The sequence below is a fragment of the Kitasatospora gansuensis genome, assembly GCF_014203705.1.
GTDB classification, from domain to species: domain Bacteria; phylum Actinomycetota; class Actinomycetes; order Streptomycetales; family Streptomycetaceae; genus Kitasatospora; species Kitasatospora gansuensis.
This window is the reverse complement of the sequence record NZ_JACHJR010000001.1, coordinates 3486123-3504370: the sequence shown is the minus strand read 5'-3', so window position 1 is coordinate 3504370 and position 18248 is coordinate 3486123. Positions and strand designations below refer to the sequence as shown.

Here is an 18248-nt window from a genome sequence, read left to right as displayed (position 1 = left end):
CTCACCTCCCCGCTAGGAGCCCGCGCATGAGCGCCACCGTCCGCATCCCGACCATCCTGCGCACCTACACCGGCGGCGTCGCCGAGGTCACCGCCGAGGGCGCCACCCTGGGCGCCGTCATCGCCGACCTGGACGCCAACCACCCCGGCATCGCCGCCCGGGTGCTGGACGACGCGGGCAAGCTGCGTCGCTTCGTCAACGTGTACGTGAACGACGACGACGTGCGTTTCGCCGAGGGCCTGGAGACCGAGATCAAGGACGGCGCGGGCATCTCGATCATTCCCGCGGTGGCCGGCGGCTGCTGAACTCCCGCCCTTCGAGGAATACCGTCGAGCCGTCGACGTACCGGAATCGCTATTTCCGGTACTGTCGGCGGCTCGCCGCTGTCGGGTGGAAATTCGGGCAGGTGCGAGGGAGTAGAGTGCGATCCCGGGTCGGCGAATCCGCACTCGCTCCGCCGCCCGCCCCACGCACCGTCAGCCGATCGCGTACGCAAGGCCCGTCCGGCCGTTGAGACATCCGCCGGACCGCGTGAGACAGAAGATGTCAGGCAAGCGTCAGAAATCTGGCCGCATTTTGCGGTGATGAGTCCGCTATGCCCGGAGTGAATTGCCGCATTCTGCCGCTTTCCTCCCGCGATATCCCATTCGGCTGCCGGGGAATTCGGCAAGGTTGGCCCTGTTGCAGAGGGCGTCTGTCCGGATACATTCAGCCGCGATCGACGCATTCACCCGTCGGCCGGACCGCCTCCTGGTGGCCCGGTGGGGCGTTTGCGGCGTGCACGGCTGCGCCCAGGGGGGGTTCCCTCGGGCGTGCCTGTTCAGACCTGGGCCCGCATCCTGCGGGTCCGCGAAGGGCCAGCACAGCACAAGGGGAGTTCGGAATGGCTCAGGGCACCGTCAAGTGGTTCAACGCGGAGAAGGGGTACGGCTTCATCGCGGTCGACGGTGGTGCGGACGTGTTCGTCCACTACAGCGCGATCCAGATGGACGGCTACCGCACCCTCGAGGAGGGCCAGCGGGTCGAGTTCGAGATCTCTCAGGGACAGAAGGGCCCGCAGGCGGACATGGTCCGTACGCCGGCGGTCTGACCTTTCCGAACCTCGGAGTCTCGGCTCGGCCACGAGCTGGCGTCACCTGGTTGGGCAGCAGGCCCGTACGACACCGTCGTACGGGCCTGCTGTCGTTCCCGCCCGTTCCCGCTGTTCGCGTGTCACTACCACGATTGGGCTTGCACTCGATACCCGAGAGTGCTAATCATTGGCGTTAGCACTCGCAGCATGAGAGTGACAACGGACCGGGTCGGTGAGGCCCCCGGGAGCGGTAGGGGACAAGACCCCCGCACACCAGGGCCGTCCGTCGCGGGCGCCCCTCGGTCCGGTGCAGTCGACCGTGTCCTGGAGGACCACTTCCGATGGCCAAGATCATCGCGTTTGACGAGGAAGCTCGCCGCGGCCTTGAGCGTGGCATGAACCAGCTTGCCGACGCCGTCAAGGTGACGCTCGGCCCCAAGGGCCGCAACGTCGTCCTGGAGAAGAAGTGGGGCGCCCCCACGATCACGAACGACGGCGTCTCCATCGCCAAGGAGATCGAGCTCGAGGACCCGTACGAGAAGATCGGTGCCGAGCTCGTCAAGGAGGTCGCCAAGAAGACCGACGACGTCGCGGGCGACGGCACCACCACCGCCACCGTGCTGGCCCAGGCGCTCGTGCGCGAGGGTCTGCGCAACGTCGCGGCCGGCGCCAACCCGATGGCCCTGAAGCGCGGCATCGAGAAGGCCGTCAAGGCCGTCTCGGACCAGCTGCTGGCCCAGGCCAAGGATGTCGAGACCAAGGAGCAGATCGCTTCGACCGCCTCCATCTCGGCCGCCGACACCCAGATCGGCGAGCTCATCGCCGAGGCGATGGACAAGGTCGGCAAGGAAGGTGTCATCACCGTCGAGGAGAGCAACACCTTCGGTCTGGAGCTCGAGCTCACCGAGGGCATGCGCTTCGACAAGGGCTACATCTCCGCGTACTTCGCCACCGACCTGGAGCGGATGGAGGCGTCCTTCGAGGACCCGTACATCCTGATCGCCAACTCCAAGATCGGCTCGGTCAAGGACCTGCTCCCGCTGCTGGAGAAGGTCATGCAGAGTGGCAAGCCGCTCGTCATCATCGCCGAGGACGTCGAGGGCGAGGCCCTGTCGACCCTGGTCGTGAACAAGATCCGTGGCACCTTCAAGTCCGTCGCCGTCAAGGCCCCGGGCTTCGGTGACCGTCGCAAGGCCATGCTCGGCGACATCGCCATCCTCACCGGTGGCACCGTGATCTCCGAGGAGGTCGGCCTCAAGCTCGAGAACGCCGGCGTCGACCTGCTGGGCACCGCTCGCAAGGTGGTCATCACCAAGGACGAGACCACCATCGTCGACGGTGGCGGCGACAGCGACCAGGTCGCCGGCCGGGTCAACCAGATCCGCGCCGAGATCGAGAACAGCGACTCGGACTACGACCGCGAGAAGCTCCAGGAGCGCCTGGCGAAGCTCGCGGGCGGCGTGGCCGTCATCAAGGCCGGCGCCGCGACCGAGGTCGAGCTCAAGGAGCGCAAGCACCGCATCGAGGACGCCGTTCGCAACGCGAAGGCCGCCGTCGAGGAGGGCATCGTCGCCGGTGGTGGCGTTGCGCTGCTGCAGGCCGCGGTCGCGTTCGACAAGCTGGAGCTCGAGGGCGACGAGGCCACCGGTGCCAACATCGTCCGCGTCGCGCTGGAGGCCCCGATCAAGCAGATCGCGGTCAACGCCGGCCTCGAGGGCGGCGTCGTGGTCGAGAAGGTCCGCAACCTGCAGCCCGGTTGGGGCCTGAACGCCGCGACCAACGAGTACGTCGACCTCATCGCCGCGGGCATCATCGACCCGGCCAAGGTCACCCGCTCCGCGCTGCAGAACGCCGCCTCCATCGCGGCGCTCTTCCTCACCACCGAGGCCGTCATCGCCGACAAGCCCGAGAAGGCCGGTGCCCCCGCGGGCGGCGGCATGCCGGGTGGCGACATGGACTTCTGATCCTCCTGCGGATCAGTCGGTTCAGCACCGCGAGGCGGTCCCCTTCGGGGGGCCGCCTCGCGGCGTTTCCGGCTTCCGGCGGCCTGCGGGACAATGGGCGGATGAGTTCCTCCGCTGACATCGAAGCCGCGCTGCACGCCGCGCGGGCGCTGATCCTGGCCGACCTGACCGCGCGGGAGGTGGCCGACCCGCAGGTGGTGTCGCTGGTGGAGGATGCCGTGACGCACCGGCGGTGGTGGCTGGAGCAGTGGCCGGACGGGACCGAGTACGTGCTCGGGCTGGTGGCGCAGGACGTGCAGGACAAGCTGCTGGAGGCGTACGGCCGCTGGCCGCTGTGTGAGGTGTGTGCGGCCGAGGGGGACCCGCACGCGCTGAGTGTGGAGCCGGAGTTGGGGCCCGAGCCGCACTGGGTGTGCGGCAAGGAGGCGGCCGTGGTGGCGCCGGTGGGTGCGCTGTCGTGATCCTGATCGACCCGCCGTCCTGGCCGGGGCACGGGAAGCACTGGTCGCACCTGGTCAGCGACGTCTCGTACGAGGAGCTGCACGCCTTCGCCGAGCGGCTGGGCGCCCCCGCGCGCGGGTTCGAGCGGGATCACTACGACATCCCGGCCGCCTGGTACGAGAAGGCGATAGGGCTCGGCGCGCAGCCGGTCGGTAGCAAGGAGCTGGTTGCCCGGCTGACCGCGGCCGGGCTGCGGCGGCGGAAGGCCGGGCGGACGGCCGATCTGAAGGTCAGCGCTCCAGGAGCATGAGTTCGGCCGCCAGGTTGCGGCGGGCGGCGTCGTCGAAGCGCTGCCGGGCGGTGTCGGTGCGGTAGAGGGCGGGCAGCGCGAGCAGCTGGCGCAGGATCGCGGCCCGCCCCTCGCGGAAGGCGTCGTCGGGGACGAAGGCGTACTCCGCGCGGACGGCGGCGGCGTACGCGGCGTACTGCTCGGGGGTGCCGCCGAGGACGGCCAGGTCGGCGTCGCAGAGCACCTCGCCGTTGCGGTCGCCGGGGGCGGGGTGGTGGCCGACGGTCAGTCGGACCAGCCGGGCGACCTCCTCGGTCAGCGGCTCGCCGAGCCCGGCCTCGCGCAGGGCGCGGACGGCCAGTTGGGCGCTGCGTTCCTCGTTCTCGGAACGGTCCGGCTTGTAGACGGCGTCGTGGAACCAGGCGGCCAGCCGGACGGCGTCGGCGTCCTCGGCGTGTCCGGCCAGCGTGTCCACGTGGTCCAGCACAGCCGTCAGATGGGCGGTGGAGTGGTAGCGCCGCTGCGGCTCGGCCCAGCGGGCCAGCAGGTCGCGGCCGTAGGGCCCGGGGTCGACGGTGGCTCCGGTGCGGAGCAGCAGGGCGGTCCAACGGTCCAGCAGCGCGGTGGTCATGACGGTCATTCTTCCCGACGGTGGGTCAGGAATCTCTTGCCCTCATATGCCGGTGAACGATATATGTAGGCGTATGACAGAACGCTCCATGCAGGAGCCCACCCTGCTGCTGCTCACCGCGCTGGCCGACGCGCCGCGTCACGGGTACGCCCTGATCCAGGAGATCGCCGCGATCTCCGACGGCCGGGTCAGGATGCGCACCGGCACGCTCTACGGCGCGCTGGACCGGCTGCTCGGCCAGGGCCTGATCACGGTCGAGCGCGAGGAGATCGTGGACGGCCGGGCCCGCCGGACGTACGCGCTGGCCGAGCCCGGCCGGGCCGCGCTGGCCGCCGAGACCGAACGGCTGCGCGCGGTGCTGGCCGAGGCCGACCGCCGACTCGCCGTTGTCCGCCCGAGGGTCAGGGGGGCCTTCGCATGACCAAGCTGTTCCGATTCGCCCTGGCGCTCTACCCGGCCGCCTACCGCCGCGAGCGCGGCGGTGAACTGGCCGCCGTGTTCGGCCAGACCACCGCCGGAGCCGGCCGCCTGGCCGTCGCCCGGGAGGCGCTCGACCTGGCGGCCTACGGGCTGCGCCTGCGCACCGGTCTGACGTTCGGTGGGATGACCGGCCGGGTGCTCGCGGCGGCGGCGCCGCTGATGCTGGGCCTGCAGGCCGGGGTGATGCTGCTGGCCGTGCTGCTGGACCACGACTACCCCGGTGTGCCCCCGCAGCTCAGGTACGGCGTGGTCGGCTGCTCGCTGCTGGCCCTGGTGGCAGGGCCGGCCGGCCGGTGGGCGGTGGCCCGGCTGGCGGTGGCCCTGATGGCGGCCGGGGCGCTGCTGCGGTACGGGTTCCTGATGGTCTGGATCGGGGAGCACAGCTCGGTCTTCCGCGCGGGTTGGGCCCTGCTGGACCTGACCTGGGTGGTGGCCGCCCCCGTGCTCTGGGCGGTGCTGCTCTGGCTGGTGCCGGCGGATCTGCGGGCCAGGGCCTCCTGGGGGCAGGCCCTGGCGGCGGCCGCCGGTCTGCTGCTGGCGGGCGCGATGTACGTCGGCTGGGACTTCTACAACCCGGGCTATCCGGGCCGGGGCGTGCTGGTGATCGTCCTGCTGCTGGCGCTGCTGCTGACCGGGGTCGGCGCGGGGGCACCCCGGGTGGCGGCGGTCGCGGTGGCCGCGCTGCCGTACGCGGTGCAGCAGTGCACCTTCGACGCGGTCAGCCAGGCCGGTGGTGCGGGGCGGCTGGCGGCGGTGGTGCTGCTGGTGGGTCCGGCGGTCGTCCTGGCCTGCCGGTACCTGACGCGTCGGCGGGAGCGGGTCAGCACTGGTTGAGCCGGTGCCGGATGCAGCCCTGCCGGGTGGTGGCCATGCTGGGAAGCACAGGTCCGCCGCCCGGCGGGGCTGATCTATTTCCCCGTGCAGGGGGCTCGCCGACGGGCCTCCGGATGTGGCAGGGTAAGCAATATGTCTAGACCAATGTTCGAAGTGATCGCGCTGACGGCGGAGGACGCCCGGGCTGCTCAGGCGGGTGGTGCCGACCGACTCGAACTGGTCGCCGACATGGCCGCCGACGGACTCACGCCCTCCGTCGAGGACTTCGCCGCCATCCGGGACGCGGTGACCATCCCGCTCCGGGTGATGCTCCGGATCCGCGACGGCTTCACCCCCGGCAGCCTGGACGAGCTGCGCGCGCGGGCCGCCGCGCTGCGCGCCGAGGGCGCCGAGGAGTTCGTCTTCGGCTTCCTGGACGCCGACGGTGCGGTGGACCTGGCCGCGACCCAGGCCGTCGCCGAGGCCGTCGCGGGCTGCCGCTGGACCTTCCACCGGGCGATCGACCACAGCGCCGACCGGGCCGCCGTCCGCGCCGCCGTCGGCGACCTGCCCGGCCTGGACACCTTCCTCACCTCCGGCTCCCCGGCCGGCGTCAGCGCGGGCCAGGAGGTCCTGGCGGGCGAGCTCGCCAAGGCGGGCGACCCCGGCTACCGCCAGCAGATCCTGATCGGCGGCGGCCTCCGGGCCGAACACGTCCCCGGCCTCCGGGCCGCCGGCTTCGCCGGCTTCCACGTCGGCGGCCCGGTCCGTAGCAACGGCTGGGACACCCCGGTCGACCCGGCCAAGGTCGCGCACTGGCGGGCCCTGATCGACAGCTGAGCCCAAGCCGCCCGGAGTGATCCGAACGAGAGGCCTAGCGGGGGGTCGCCAGGGACCGCAGGGAGGCGGTCGGCTGCTCGGCCGCCTCGGTGAGCAGGGCGGCCACAGTGGCCAACAGGGCTTTCGCGCGGTCCGCCGGGACTCGGGGAAGCTCGTGGGCCATCCGGTACTCCAGACTGCCGTCCAGCAGTCGGGTGACCCAGACGCTCAACCGGTTCCGCAGGCCGTACTCCACCTCGCCGTGGTACTCCCGGAGGGTGGCCCCGCCCAGGCGGAAGTGCTCGACGGACTCCTCGCGGTAGTCGAAGTACAGCGTGAGGTCCGTGCCGTCCAAGGGGATGGATTCCTCCCGGGCGCGCTCCATCAGGTAGCCCAGCCCCATGTGGGCGTCACCGGCGGCGGTCCGGAGCGAGCGGCTGACGAGGGCGAGGTTCGCCGCGAAGGACCCGTCGGCCTCCGGCTCGAAGCTCAACGGGACCAGGTTGGCCATCCAGCCGATCAGACCGGCCGACATCGGATGGTCACGGTTGGCGAAGGGCACCAGCACCCCGAGCCGCCCGGGCGAGCGCTGACCTTCGAGGGCCGCCGCCAGCCCGAGCAGGGCCGCGTGCATGGGAGGGCAGCCGGATTCCCGGCAGAGCCGCTCCAGCCCGGCCACCACGCCGGCGGGGATCCGCTGCTCGACGACGCCGACCGCCGGGGCACCGGCCGCCTGGCTCTCGTCCCGGAGCCGCAGTCCGGGCACCACCGTCCCGGCGTCCGGGGCGGCGCCGATCCGCTCGCGCACCTCGTCGAGGTCCGAGTCCGCGATCAGCTTCTTCTGCCAGGCCACCCAGTCGAAGTAGCTGTGGGGCAGCGCGGGCAGCGCCTCCCGGGTCTCGTACGCCTCGGTGAGGTCGCGCTGCAGGACCGGCAGGGAATCCCCGTCGCACACCAGGTGGTCGACGGCGATGCTGATCACGTGGCTCACCGCCGAGAGCCGGAGCACCTGGACGGACCAGATCGGGCCGTCGTGCAGGTCGATGAGGCCGCCGGCGTGGTCGTCCACCTCCCGGCGGACCCGGTCGTCGTCCACCGCGAGCCCGGGCAGGTCGATCACCCGGCACTCCGGCGCGCCGTCCCCACCCCACACCCCGTCGGGCCCGGAGACGCGCAGGGAGAGCGCGGCGTGCCGACTGCCCACCGCCCGGGCGGCGTCGAACAGTCGGGGGACGTCGAGCGGCCCGTCCGCGATCCAGGTGACGGCGACGGTGTGCGGCAGCCGTCGGCCGAGCTCGCGGACATTCCCGGCGTCCCGGACGAGCCGGCTGCGCTGGTTGGGGGAGAGCACCGGTGCGGTCCCGGTCGGCAGCGTCCAGGTGTCCGCCGCGGCGACCTGAGCGGCGCCGGACCGGGTGATCAGGGCCAGCAGCTCGCCGAAGGTGGGGTGCTCCAGGACATCGACCAGCTTCAGCCCCACCTCGCAGTGCCGACGGATTCCGGCGACCAGGCGGGCGGCGCCCAGTGAGGTGCCACCGGAGGCGAAGAAGTTGCTGCCCGGCTCTGGCTGTTCGCCCAGGACGGCAGCCCAGACCGTGGCGAGGGCACCGGACGGCTCCGGGGTCGCGGGGGTCGGGCCGGGGGACACCGGGAGCTGGATCGTCTGACTGTCGGACACGTGTGGTTCCTTTCCTACGCGAACTGGTGGAGCTCGGTGCCGATGACCCTGGCGTCCTCGCCGTCACCGGAGAAGCTGAACGTGAGCAGCCCGCTGGCCCGGTCGATCAGGTCCGCCATCTCCCGGTGCGAGTCCGCCGAGCCCCGCAGCACGTCGAAGTGGGAGGTGCTGACGTCCGACACCGGCGCGGGGAGCTGGACCCGGCGGTAGCTGTCGATGCCGGGCAGCGCCTCGACGGCCTGGTGCCCGGCCACCTCGTGGACGGTGCGGGCCGCCTTCGGGGACGGGTGGTGGAACTGGAAGTGCACCTGGCCCGGCCGGAGCGGCGCAGGCGACACCGGGTGGCCGAGGGCGATCCGCCCGGCCAGCGCGATGATGTCGGTGCCGACCGAGCGTTGGGCCAGTTCGGCGATGTCCCGGCCCAGCCGGCCGTTCACCTCGATCAGTCGGGGGCCGGACGGGGTCAGCTTGATCTCGGTGTGGCAGATGCCGCTGCGCACCGAGAGCGCGACGATCGCGGCTCCGGCCAGGTCCGCCGTCCGCTGCTCCAGTTGACGGTCCATCAGCGGGGGCCAGAACTGACCGGTCTCCCGGAAGGGTGTGGCCAGCGCGAACTTGCCGGTGACGGCGAGCTGCGTGGGCACCCCGTCGACCACCGCGCTCTCGACCGAGACGTAGTTCCCGATCCCGGTGCGGGCCGGAGCGTCCGCCAGGAACTCCTCGACGATCAGCACCAGCGGCCGGCCGGTGCCGTCCACCGGCCAGTCGTCGGTGAACAGCCGGAGGACCACAGCGGCGTCGGCCTCGCCGTGCACCGGGTAGGCGTGGTTGCTGCCCTCCCCGCGCTTGGGCTTGACCACCGCCGGAGCCCCCACCTCGGCCAGGGCGGTGGCCAGCTCGCCCGGGTCGTGGGCGAGCCGGTAGCGCACCGAGTCGATGCCCGCCGCGGCGACCAGATCACGTTGCCGCTGCTTGTCGGTCAGCCCGACCACGCAGTCCGGGGTGTGGAACTCCAGGCCGAGCGTCTCGGCCAGCTGGGCCGTGGCGGGCAGCATCCGCTCGCTGAAGGTGACGATGCCGTCGGCCGGTTCGGGCAGTGACCCGCCGGCGATCGCCCGGTCGAGCATGGTCACCGGACCGTACTCCTCCAGCAGCGGCAGCGTGCCGCGCACGTGCTCCGACCGGGGCACCACGAACCGCAGGTCCGCGAACGGCTGGAGCGCCTTGGCGATCTGGGTCGGTGCAGCCGCACCGTAGTCGTAGACGACGGCCAGCCGGGGCTTCCTGCCTTCACGCATGGACAGCACTCTCCAACGGTTCGGAACGGATCATTCGGACCACGCCGTCCACGGTCGGGTCCTGGACGAAGGAGCGCAGCGGGATCGCTGTCCCGAACGTCCGGCGCAGCCGGGCGACCAGCCGGGCCGCGCCGATCGAGTCCCCGCCGAGGTCGAAGAAGCTCTCGCTCTCGCCGATCTGCGGCACCCCGAGCAACTCCCGCCACTGCGCGGTGACCTGCGCGTGCAGCGGAGAGGTCGCAACGGCAGGGACGGTGGCGGCCGGCCGGGGCGGGGCGGCCTCGATCCGCCCGGTCAGCACCTTCCGGTCCACCTTGCCGCTGCCAGTGAGCGGCAGCTCGCCGATCGGCAGGACGACCCGGGGGCGCATGTACTCGGGTAGCTGCTCGGCCAGTACGGCGCGGATGCGCTGCTCCAGCTCGGCCGGCAGCACGTCGGCGACGTCGGCGGTCGGCCCGGTCGCGCGGACGAACGCCGCGAGCCCCTGCTGGCCCTGGCCCTGGACGTAGGGGACCACGGCCGCAGCGGACACGCCCGGGGTGCGGGCGATCACGGACTCGATCTCACCGAGCTCGATCCGGAACCCTCGGAGTTTGATCTGGCCGTCTTCCCGGCCGTGCAGGTAGAGCAGGCCGTCCGGACCCCAGGCGGCCAGGTCACCGGTGTCGTAGACCCGGTCGGGGGTGACCCCCGGGAGCCCGTCGAGGAACTTCTCCGCAGTGAGCTCGGGGCGCTTGAGGTAGCCCTCGGACAGCCCGGCCCCGCCGAGGAACAGCCGGCCCACCGCCCCCGTCGCGCAGGGCCGGTTCCAGCAGTCCAGCACCCAGGCGGTGGTGCCGGCGATCGGTGCGCCGATCGATACCGGTACGCCTTCCGCCAGCGGCCAGAGCGTCGCGTAGACCGTGGTCTCGGTGGGTCCGTAGCCGTTCAGGGCGTACCCGCTCGCCGCCAGCAGGCGGTCGCGCAGCGCGCCGCCGAGCGGTTCACCGGCGCAGACGGTGACCGGGATCCGCACCTGCAGGTGCTCCAGCAGCGCGCCCCAGAGGGTCGGAGTCGCCTGGGCGAAGTCGATGCGCCCCGCAGCGATGTACTCGGCGAGCCGCATCGGGTCACGGACGGTGTCCTCGTCGGCCAGCACGCAGGTCGCGCCGGTGGTGACCGGGAGCAGCAGCTCGACCAGCGAGATGTCGAAGGTGGTGGTCGTGGTGGCGAGCACCCGTTCGACGAAGGTGGCGCCGGCCGCCCGGTGCACGGTGCCCACCAGCTGGGTGAGCGCCGCGTGACCGACCAGGACGCCCTTGGGCCGGCCGGTCGAGCCCGAGGTGTACAGCAGGTACGCCGGGTCGGCGCCGGTGGCCCGGGGCGCGGACGGCGTCGTGGCGGCGTCCCCCCACACCGGCAGGCCGAGCACGCCGGCCAGCCCGGGGTGACCCGCCGTCCCCTCGTCGTGCACCGCGAACCGCACCTCGGCGTCGACCAGTACGGTCTCCAGCCGGCCGGCCGGCCAGGCCTTGTCCACCGGCAGGTAGACACCGCCGGCGTGCATCACCCCGAGCAGGGCCGCGACGGCGCCGACGCCTCGGCCGACACACACCGCCACCACCTCGCCCGGTCGCAGGCCGGCCTCGGTCAGTCGGCCTGCGACCGCCTGCACCTGGCGGCGGAGCTGCCAGTAGCTGAGCTGCTGCTCCGGGTCGGCCACGGCGACGGCCTGCGGGAGTTCTGCGGCGGTCCGCAGGAACCGGTCGACCACCGTCCCGGTCTCCGGTCGGGCTGCGGCCGCGCGGTCCGGCAGGTCACCGGCCAGCCCGGTCGGCCAGCTCGACAGCGCCGCCGTCGGATGGTCCGTCACCGCCGCCAGGACGGCGACCAGCCGCTGCCAGAGCCCGTCCAGTTGATCCTGGTCGAGGGCCCGGCCCTCGAGTTGCACCACCAGACCGTCGTCGCCGTGCTCGATGTGGCAGGCGAGCTGGTAGAGCGAGCGGCCGGTGGAGACCGGGTAGGGCTCGCACACCAGGCCGTCGAGCCCGAGCCCCTGGCCGGGTCGGTTGCGGTAGGTCATCGCGAGTCCGGCCAGCCCGGCCACGTCCTCGCTCGCCCCGGAGTTGACGGCCCGGAGGATCTCCGACAGCGGTGTCGAGGTTCGGCCGATGGCGTCGATCAGCTGGCGCCGGACCCGGCCGACCAGCTCGGCGAACGTCGGGTCGTCGGCCAGTCGGACCCGGATCGGGGCGACGTTGGTGGCGAACAGCACGGCGCCCTGAAGCATCTCGGACGAGCGGTCCGCCATCGGGACGCCGAGCACGAAATCGTCGCGGTTGGCCCAGCGGCCGAGCAGGCCGGCGTACGCGGCGAACAGCAGCTGGAACTCCGTGGCGTCGAGTTCCCGGGCGAGTGCGGTCAGCTTCTGCCGTACCCCGTCCGGCAGGCGGCGGCGGATCTGCTGGGCGGTGAAGCCGGCGCCGTCGTCGCGGTCGAGGGCGCCGGGGAGCGCCACAACGCCCGGTACGTCGCGGAGTTGGGTCACCCAGTGGGCCAGGTCGGCGGCCCAGGCCGCCGATCCGTGCCGGCCGTTGAGTTCCTCCACCACCTCGGCCAGGGAGTAACGGGTCGTCAGGTCGAGGGGCTGGTCCCGGTGGGCGAGCCGGTAGGCCGCGCCGAGCTCCGCCTCGACGATGCCCGTCGACCACGCGTCGATCGCGGCGTGATGCACGTTCAGGGCGAGCACGCTCTCCCCGTCGGACAGCCGGAGCAGCAAGGCGGCCAGCGGGCGTCCGGAGGACAGGTCGAACGGCCGGGCGTAGAAGGCGGCCAGCAGCTCGGGCAGGTCGGCCGGGCCGGTCAGCTGCCGGACCGTCAGGAGCGCTTCGGCGGGCGGGCGCACGTCCAGCACCGGGATGTCGTCCTGCGGACGGAAGGCCGTCCGCAGCGCCTCGTGCCGGGCGACCACGGCGTGGATCGCGGCCGCCAGGGCCACCTGGTCGAGGTCACCGAGGATGCGCCAGGCGAGCGGGACGTTGAGCACGGGGCCGGCCGCCGCGTACTGGTCGAGGTGCCAGAGCTCCTGCTGGGCCGAGGTCGCGGTGGTCATCATGCCTTCCGTACGGTCGCGTCGGCTCCCGGGGCGGGGAGGGTGAGGATCCGGTGGAACAGGTCCCGGAGCTCCGGGCCGGCGAAGTCGAACGGGTCGGCGGCGTGGTGGGCCCGGGCCGGGCCGAAGGCCGCGATCCGGGTGGCCGCCGCGAGCGCGGCCGCCGGGTCGTCGCCGATGACGTCGACCGGGCAGCCCGGGGCGCCGACGGCGTGGTCGACCTGCCCCGCGAGGTGACCCAGCCACAGCTGGTAGCGCTCGCAGAGCTCGGTGGCGAACACCTCCGCCTCCTCCGCCTCGAGCTCGAACTCGACTGCCTGGGCCAGCGCCAGTGCGTGCAGCCGACTGCCGGTCGACCGGAGCGCCTCGGGGGTCGGCACGGTGCCGTCCCACAGGCCGGCCAGGAAGGCGTCGGCCTCAGCCGACGGCAGTCCGAGCGAGCCGAGCAGCTCCCCGGCGTGGCCACGGAGGATCTCGCGGTCGGCCTGGGCCGGCGCGAACAGCACCATCCGGAGCTGGCCGTGCCCGGCGGCCGTCAGTGCGGCCGCCAGCTCACAGCCCAGCGCCGTGTCCATGCAGTGGGCGACCACGGTCAGCGGCTCGGCCACGAACGGGCTCAGGGTCCCGAGGTGAGTCGCGGCCCGCCGGCTCAGCACCGGGTCCGCCGCGGTCGAGAGGGTGTCCAGCACGGTGACCGTGCCCAGTGCGGCCGGCTGCTCGCCGAGCACCGCGCGGATGCTCTCGTTCCGGCCGATCCGGCCCGAGTCCAGGACGATCAGGTGCCGGTCCGTCAGATGGTGGGTCGTGTCGGTGGTCATGCCGGTACCTCCTCGTTGATCCGACCGCGCGCGGCCAGGGCGGCCTGGGCGGCCACGGTGGTGTGTTCCATCAGCTCGCCGGCCCGCACCACGACGCCCCGGCGGGCGAACTGGCCGACCGCGCGCATGGCGGTCAGCGAGTCCCCGCCCAGATCGAAGAACCGGTCGTCGGGACGGACCGGCAGCACTCCCAGGACGGCCTGCCAGACCTCGGCGACGAGCTCCTGGTCCGGTCCGGAGAGTCGGGCAGAGGTGACCGGCACCGCCGCTGCGGTGACCGGCCGGTCGCCCAGCCGACGGCGGTCGATCTTGCCGCCGGTGGTCAGCGGCAGGGCTGCGGCGAACAGCCAACGGGACGGGACCATGGCGGCGGGGAGCCGGTCGGCGAGGAAGCCGCGCAGCTCCGCCGAGTCCACCGGAACCGTGCCGACGGCGACGTAGGCGGTGAGCCCGGGACCCCCGGCCCGTTCCTCCAGCAGGACCGCGACGGTGCCGACCGCAGGGTGTTCGGCGAGGACGTGCTCGATCTCGGAGAGTTCGATCCGCACGCCGTTGATCTTCACCTGCTGATCGATCCGACCGTGGAACTCCAGGTCACCCGCCGCGTTCCGGCGGACCAGGTCCCCGCTCCGGTAGTACCGGTCCCGGCCTTCGCCGACGAACCGCTCCGCGGTCAGCTCGGGCAGCCCGAGGTACCTGCGGGCGACGCCCGGGCCGCCGATCCACAGCTCACCAGGCGTGCCCTCGGCCACCTCGGTGCCCAGCGCGTCCACGATCCGGATCGGCACCTCCGCCAGTGGTGGGCCGATCGGCACCGGTCCCTGGTGGCCCTCGGCCAGTCGGTACAGGGTGGCGTAGACGGTGGTCTCGGTCGGGCCGTAGCCGTTCCAAACGGCCGCGCCGGTCCGCAGCAACTCCTGGGCCAGCTGGGGCGCCAGGGCCTCGCCGCCGCACAGCACGGTGTCGGCGCCCGGCCATCCGGCGTCCAGCAGGGTCTGCACCTTCGACGGCGTCGCCTCGATCAGTGTCACCCCGGTGGCGCGGCAGCGGTCCCGGACCCGGGCCGGCTCGCGCACCTCGCCGTCGGTGAGCAGCTCGACCCGGGCACCGGCCATCAGCGCGGCGACGTGCTCGGTGAAGACCATGTCGAACGCCACCGACGACCAGCCGAGGACGACGTCCCGCTCGGTAAGCCCGATGGTCCGGTTCACCGCCCGCATGATCGCCCGCAGGTTGCGGTGGGCGACCTCGACGCCCTTCGGGGTTCCGGTCGATCCCGAGGTGTACAGGACGTACGCCAGGTCGTCCGGGGTGCAGAGCGGTCCGAAGTCGGGGTCGTCGGGCAGGCTCGCCCAGTCGAGTCCGCCGAGGGACAGGGTCGGCCGGGCGGCCGCCGGGTCGGCGGTGGTGTCCTCGGTGAGCAGCAGGTCCGCACCGGCGTCGTCGAGGGTGAACCGCCGCCGCTCCAGCGGGTAGTCCGGCTCCAGGGGGACGAGCGCGGCGCCGGTCCAGTACACCGCGAGCGAGGCCACCAGCAGGTCGACCGTCCGGGGCAGGCACATGCCCACGACGCTGCCGGGCCCGACACCGTGCGAGCGCAGCAGCAGCGCCAGGGCCCGGGTCCGCCGCACCAGTTCGCCGTAGCCGAGTGCGGTCCGTCCGTCGGCGACCGCGATCCGGTCCGGCCGGGTGGCGGCCTGCGCCACGATGTCGTCCACCGCCGTGGGCCCGGTCCCGGACTCGGCCTCGAGGCAGACCGGAGCCACCGCGACGGCCGCCGGCTCCTCGACCGCGTGGCGCAGCAGGGTGCCCAGGGTGCTGAGGAAGGCGGCCCGTGCGTCGGCGGTCCACTCGGCGGCCTGGAACTGAACCGTCACGGTCAGCCGGCCGTCGGCTGCCCGCCGCTCCGCCTCGACCACCAGCGGCAGGTTCGTCCAGGTCGAGTTGCCCACCCCGTCCTGGCTGATCAGGCCCTGCCGGACCAGGGGTTCGAGCTGGTGGAAGTCGGTGAAGTTGAACAGGTTGTCCAGCCGGAAGTCCGCGCCGGCCGCCCGCTGGATCGCCGCCAGCGGGTAGCGGCGGTGCGGGTTGGTGACCCGCTCGGCCGCGCTCGCCGACGCCGCGAGGTCCTGCCAGGAGCCCGTCAGGTCGATCCGCAGCGGCAGGATGTTGAGAAAGAGCCCGAGGGCCCGCTCGCCGCCGGGGCGGTCGAGTCGACCGTGGCTGACGTGGCCGACGACCACCTCCGACCGGCCGCGGTGGACCCCGATCGCGGCCGCGACCACGGCGGTGAGCAGTGCTTTCGGCGTCCGGCCGGTCGATCGGGCGGCCTCCTGGAGCAGCTGGTAGGTGTCGGCCGGCAGGTCGAGCACCGCCTCGTGTGCCTGCTCGGCGGCCGGGCCGTCGGCGGCCGTCGCCGGAGCGCCACGCAGGTAGTCGGACCAGAACGAGCGACTGTCGCCGGAGGCCAGCGCCAGCTGCTCGGCCGCCACGTAGTCGCGCAGCGGCGGCAGTTCCGTCCCCTCGGTGGTCGCCGCCCCGGTGTAGTCGGCGATCAGTTCGGCGAAGAGCGAGTTGCTGCTCCAGCCGTCCAGGACGGAGTGGTGCTCGGACCAGACGAACAGGAACTGCTCGGGGCCGAGCACCGCGACCCGGAACCGGATCATCGGAGCCGACCGCCAGTCGAGCGGCTGGGCCCGCTCCTGCTCCAGTACCGCGCGGACCGCGTCCGCCCGGGCGCCGGAGGGCAGCCCGGTGAGGTCGTCAACGGTGAGCGACGGCTCCACGGACTCCGTCACCAGCTGGAGCGGCACGGAGAAGTTCGCCAGGTCGAACGAGGTTCGCAGGGCTTCGTGACGAGTGGTCAGCCGACCCAGGCAGGCCCGCAACCGGTCGGCGTCGAGGGCGAGGTTGACCGTGGCGGTGGAGACGCTGTGGTACGCGGTGGACCCGGGGCCGTCGGTGTGGAAGAGCATGCCCATCTGCAGGGAAGTGACCGGGTAGGCGTCGGTCACCCCGGTCGGCAGCGCGGCCCGGTCGGCTGCGGTCAGCAGCTCCCGGACCTCGGTGCGCGGGTCCGCCGGGATGTCGTCCCGGGTGTCGAGCGCGGCCGCCAACTCCGCGACGGTGGGGTTCCCCAGCAGGTCGTCGACGCTGATCGCGAGCTGCTGGGCCCGGGCGGCGGCGACCACGCGGATGGCCCGGATCGAGTCGCCGCCGACCGCGTAGAAGTGGTCGTCGACGGTGATCCCGGCGACGTCGAGGACGTCCTGCCAGATCGCCAACAGGACTCCGGCCGGGCCGGCCGCCCGGACGTCCGGGGCCGAGCCGGGCGCGCGTACGGTGCCCGGGTCGGGCAGGGCCGCACGGTCGAGCTTGCCGTTGTGGTTCACCGGGATCCGGTCGATCGGTACGAACCAGCTGGGGATCATGTAGCCGGGCAGGGTCCGGCCCGCGTGCTCCCGGAGCTCGGCGGCGGGCGGCAGTACCGCGCCGGGGCGGGCGACCAGGTACGCCACCAGCTGGGCGTCCGAGCCGTCCAGGTCCCGGGTGGTGACCACCACGTCCGCGACGGCGGGGTGCTGGGCCAGGCAGTGCTGGACCTCGCCCGGCTCGATGCGGTAGCCGCGGACCTTGACCTGCTGGTCCGACCGGCCCAGGTACTCCAGCTCGCCGGTGTCCAGCAGGCGGCCGAGGTCGCCGCTGCGGTAGAGCCGGGCGCCGGGCTGCCGGGGGTCGGCGACGAAGCGCTCCGCGGTGAGCTCCTCCCGGCCGAGGTAGCCCCGGGCGAGGCCGGCCCCGCCGACACAGATCTCCCCGGCCTCCCCCGCCGCGACGGGCCGCAGTTCGGTGTCGAGCAGTTGGACGGTGAGGTGCGGCAGCGGCCTGCCGATCACGGAGCGGACGCCCGTGACGTCCTCGGGGCCGAGCGGACGGTACGTCACGTGCACGGTGGTCTCGGTGATGCCGTACATGTTGACCAGCAGCGGGCCGGTGTTGCCGTACCGCTCGTACCAGGTGCCGAGCCGGGCGAACTCCAAGGCCTCGCCACCGAACACCACGTATCGAAGGCCGTCGCCGAAGCCCTGGTCGGCCTGGAGCAGCCGGGCGAAGTAGGACGGGGTCTGGCTGAGCACCGTGACCCCTTCGCGCTGGATCAGCTTCCACATCGCCTCGGGCGACCTGGTCGCCTCCTGCGGGACGACGACCAGGCAACCGCCGTGGAGCAGCGCGCCGAAGATCTCCCAGACCGAGAAGTCGAAGGCGTAGGAGTGGAAGAGCGTCCAGGTGTCGTCGGGGCCGAACCGGAACTCCTGGTCCGCGCCGTCGAACAGGGCCAGCACCTGTCGGTGCTCGACCATCACGCCCTTGGGCGCCCCGGTCGAGCCGGAGGTGTAGATCACGTAGGCGAGCCCGTCGGCGTCTCGGTCGTCCCGGGGCAGTACCGGTCCGGCCGGGTCGATCCCGGTCAGCGACACGACCGGCACCCGGCCGGTGTCGGGTGCGTGGTCCTGGCGGTCCGTCAGCACCGCGCCCAGGCCGGAGTCCTCGACGATGTAGCGCCGGCGGTCGGCAGGCAGGGCCGGGTCCAGCGGCACGTAGGCCGCCCCGGCCTTGAGGATCGCCAGGATGCCCACGATCAGGTCGACCGAGCGGCCCGCGCTGAGGCCGACCAGACCACCCGCCGGTACGCCGCTCGCCCGCAGCTCGAACGCGGCGCGGTCGGCGCGCCGGTCGAGCTCCTCGTAGCTGAGACTGTGCTCGGCGTCGACCACCGCGAGCCGCCGGGGATGGGCCTGCGCGACCCGCTCGAACTCTTCGGACAGCGTCGCCTGCCGGTGACCGCTATTCATG

General features: G+C 72.8%; 14 protein-coding genes. 8 read left to right on the top strand and 6 right to left on the bottom strand.

What is annotated here, in order from left to right; genetic code table 11:
• The first annotated feature begins 26 nt into the window (after positions 1–26).
• The 5 genes from F4556_RS15260 to F4556_RS15240 all read left to right on the top strand — a co-directional run bounded on the left by F4556_RS15260 (position 27) and on the right by F4556_RS15240 (position 3787).
• Positions 27–305 carry a ubiquitin-like small modifier protein 1 gene (locus F4556_RS15260; protein ID WP_184915601.1) on the top strand — a complete coding sequence of 93 codons (279 nt, stop codon included), beginning with the start codon at positions 27–29 and terminating at the stop codon, positions 303–305.
• Positions 306–883: 578 nt separating this feature from the next.
• Positions 884–1090: a cold-shock protein gene (locus F4556_RS15255; RefSeq protein ID WP_184915598.1), complete on the top strand. Its 207-nt coding sequence runs from the start codon at positions 884–886 to the stop codon at positions 1088–1090.
• A gap of 323 nt (positions 1091–1413) precedes the next feature.
• Positions 1414–3036 carry a chaperonin GroEL gene (groL, locus tag F4556_RS15250; RefSeq protein WP_184915595.1) on the top strand — a complete coding sequence of 541 codons (1623 nt, stop codon included), beginning with the start codon at positions 1414–1416 and terminating at the stop codon, positions 3034–3036.
• 101 nt (positions 3037–3137) lie between these two features.
• Complete coding sequence (locus F4556_RS15245) at positions 3138–3497, top strand: DUF8819 family protein (RefSeq protein WP_184915592.1); 360 nt, start codon at positions 3138–3140, stop codon at positions 3495–3497.
• Complete coding sequence (locus F4556_RS15240) at positions 3494–3787, top strand: DUF4031 domain-containing protein (protein ID WP_313068314.1); 294 nt, start codon at positions 3494–3496, stop codon at positions 3785–3787. The genes F4556_RS15245 and F4556_RS15240 overlap by 4 nt, the downstream gene beginning before the upstream one ends.
• Here the strand turns inward: F4556_RS15240 and F4556_RS15235 are convergent.
• Entirely contained in the window at positions 3768–4397 is a 630-nt protein-coding gene (locus F4556_RS15235) for an HD domain-containing protein (protein WP_184915586.1), read from the bottom strand. The two genes, F4556_RS15240 and F4556_RS15235, sit on opposite strands and share 20 nt — an antisense overlap.
• Before the next feature lie 73 nt (positions 4398–4470).
• Between F4556_RS15235 and F4556_RS15230 the strand changes: the two genes are divergently transcribed.
• The 3 genes from F4556_RS15230 to F4556_RS15220 all read left to right on the top strand — a co-directional run bounded on the left by F4556_RS15230 (position 4471) and on the right by F4556_RS15220 (position 6530).
• Positions 4471–4818 carry a PadR family transcriptional regulator gene (locus tag F4556_RS15230; protein WP_184915583.1) on the top strand — a complete coding sequence of 116 codons (348 nt, stop codon included), beginning with the start codon at positions 4471–4473 and terminating at the stop codon, positions 4816–4818.
• Positions 4815–5711, top strand: a complete 897-nt coding sequence (locus tag F4556_RS15225; protein ID WP_184915580.1) for a hypothetical protein — start codon at positions 4815–4817, stop codon at positions 5709–5711. Before F4556_RS15230 ends, F4556_RS15225 begins: the two co-directional genes overlap by 4 nt.
• 132 nt (positions 5712–5843) lie before the next feature.
• Entirely contained in the window at positions 5844–6530 is a 687-nt protein-coding gene (locus F4556_RS15220; RefSeq protein WP_184915577.1) for a copper homeostasis protein CutC, read from the top strand.
• A gap of 34 nt (positions 6531–6564) precedes the next feature.
• On the opposite strand, the gene F4556_RS15215 is transcribed toward F4556_RS15220, so the two are convergent.
• The 5 genes from F4556_RS15215 to F4556_RS15195 are packed head-to-tail and all read right to left on the bottom strand — an operon-like array spanning position 6565 to position 18247.
• Positions 6565–8187: a condensation domain-containing protein gene (locus tag F4556_RS15215; protein WP_184915574.1), complete on the bottom strand. Its 1623-nt coding sequence runs from the start codon at positions 8185–8187 to the stop codon at positions 6565–6567.
• Between the two features lie 14 nt (positions 8188–8201).
• Positions 8202–9485 (bottom strand): ATP-grasp domain-containing protein, encoded by a 1284-nt coding sequence (locus F4556_RS15210; protein ID WP_184915571.1) that lies wholly within the window; start codon positions 9483–9485, stop codon positions 8202–8204.
• Positions 9478–12576, bottom strand: coding sequence for a non-ribosomal peptide synthetase (locus tag F4556_RS15205; protein ID WP_184915568.1), 3099 nt, complete (start codon positions 12574–12576; stop codon positions 9478–9480). Before F4556_RS15205 ends, F4556_RS15210 begins: the two co-directional genes overlap by 8 nt.
• Positions 12576–13394 carry a hypothetical protein gene (locus F4556_RS15200; protein ID WP_184915565.1) on the bottom strand — a complete coding sequence of 273 codons (819 nt, stop codon included), beginning with the start codon at positions 13392–13394 and terminating at the stop codon, positions 12576–12578. Before F4556_RS15200 ends, F4556_RS15205 begins: the two co-directional genes overlap by 1 nt.
• A complete protein-coding gene (locus F4556_RS15195; RefSeq protein WP_184915563.1) occupies positions 13391–18247 on the bottom strand; it encodes a non-ribosomal peptide synthetase in 4857 nt (1618 codons plus the stop codon). The genes F4556_RS15200 and F4556_RS15195 overlap by 4 nt, the downstream gene beginning before the upstream one ends.
• Between the last annotated feature and the right edge of the window lies 1 nt (position 18248).

Bases quoted from the DNA above. Each gene is read 5' to 3' on its own strand.
- F4556_RS15225 (WP_184915580.1), top strand. From the start codon at position 4,815: ATGACCAAGCTGTTCCGATTCGCCCTGGCGCTCTACCCGGCCGCCTAC.
- F4556_RS15220 (WP_184915577.1), top strand. From the start codon at position 5,844: ATGTCTAGACCAATGTTCGAAGTGATCGCGCTGACGGCGGAGGACGCC.
- F4556_RS15205 (WP_184915568.1), bottom strand. From the start codon at position 12,576: ATGACCACCGCGACCTCGGCCCAGCAGGAGCTCTGGCACCTCGACCAG.
- groL (WP_184915595.1), top strand. From the start codon at position 1,414: ATGGCCAAGATCATCGCGTTTGACGAGGAAGCTCGCCGCGGCCTTGAG.
- F4556_RS15260 (WP_184915601.1), top strand. From the start codon at position 27: ATGAGCGCCACCGTCCGCATCCCGACCATCCTGCGCACCTACACCGGC.
- F4556_RS15210 (WP_184915571.1), bottom strand. From the start codon at position 9,485: ATGCGTGAAGGCAGGAAGCCCCGGCTGGCCGTCGTCTACGACTACGGT.
- F4556_RS15230 (WP_184915583.1), top strand. From the start codon at position 4,471: ATGACAGAACGCTCCATGCAGGAGCCCACCCTGCTGCTGCTCACCGCG.
- F4556_RS15245 (WP_184915592.1), top strand. From the start codon at position 3,138: ATGAGTTCCTCCGCTGACATCGAAGCCGCGCTGCACGCCGCGCGGGCG.
- F4556_RS15200 (WP_184915565.1), bottom strand. From the start codon at position 13,394: ATGACCACCGACACGACCCACCATCTGACGGACCGGCACCTGATCGTC.
- F4556_RS15195 (WP_184915563.1), bottom strand. From the start codon at position 18,247: ATGAATAGCGGTCACCGGCAGGCGACGCTGTCCGAAGAGTTCGAGCGG.
- F4556_RS15255 (WP_184915598.1), top strand. From the start codon at position 884: ATGGCTCAGGGCACCGTCAAGTGGTTCAACGCGGAGAAGGGGTACGGC.
- F4556_RS15235 (WP_184915586.1), bottom strand. From the start codon at position 4,397: ATGACCACCGCGCTGCTGGACCGTTGGACCGCCCTGCTGCTCCGCACC.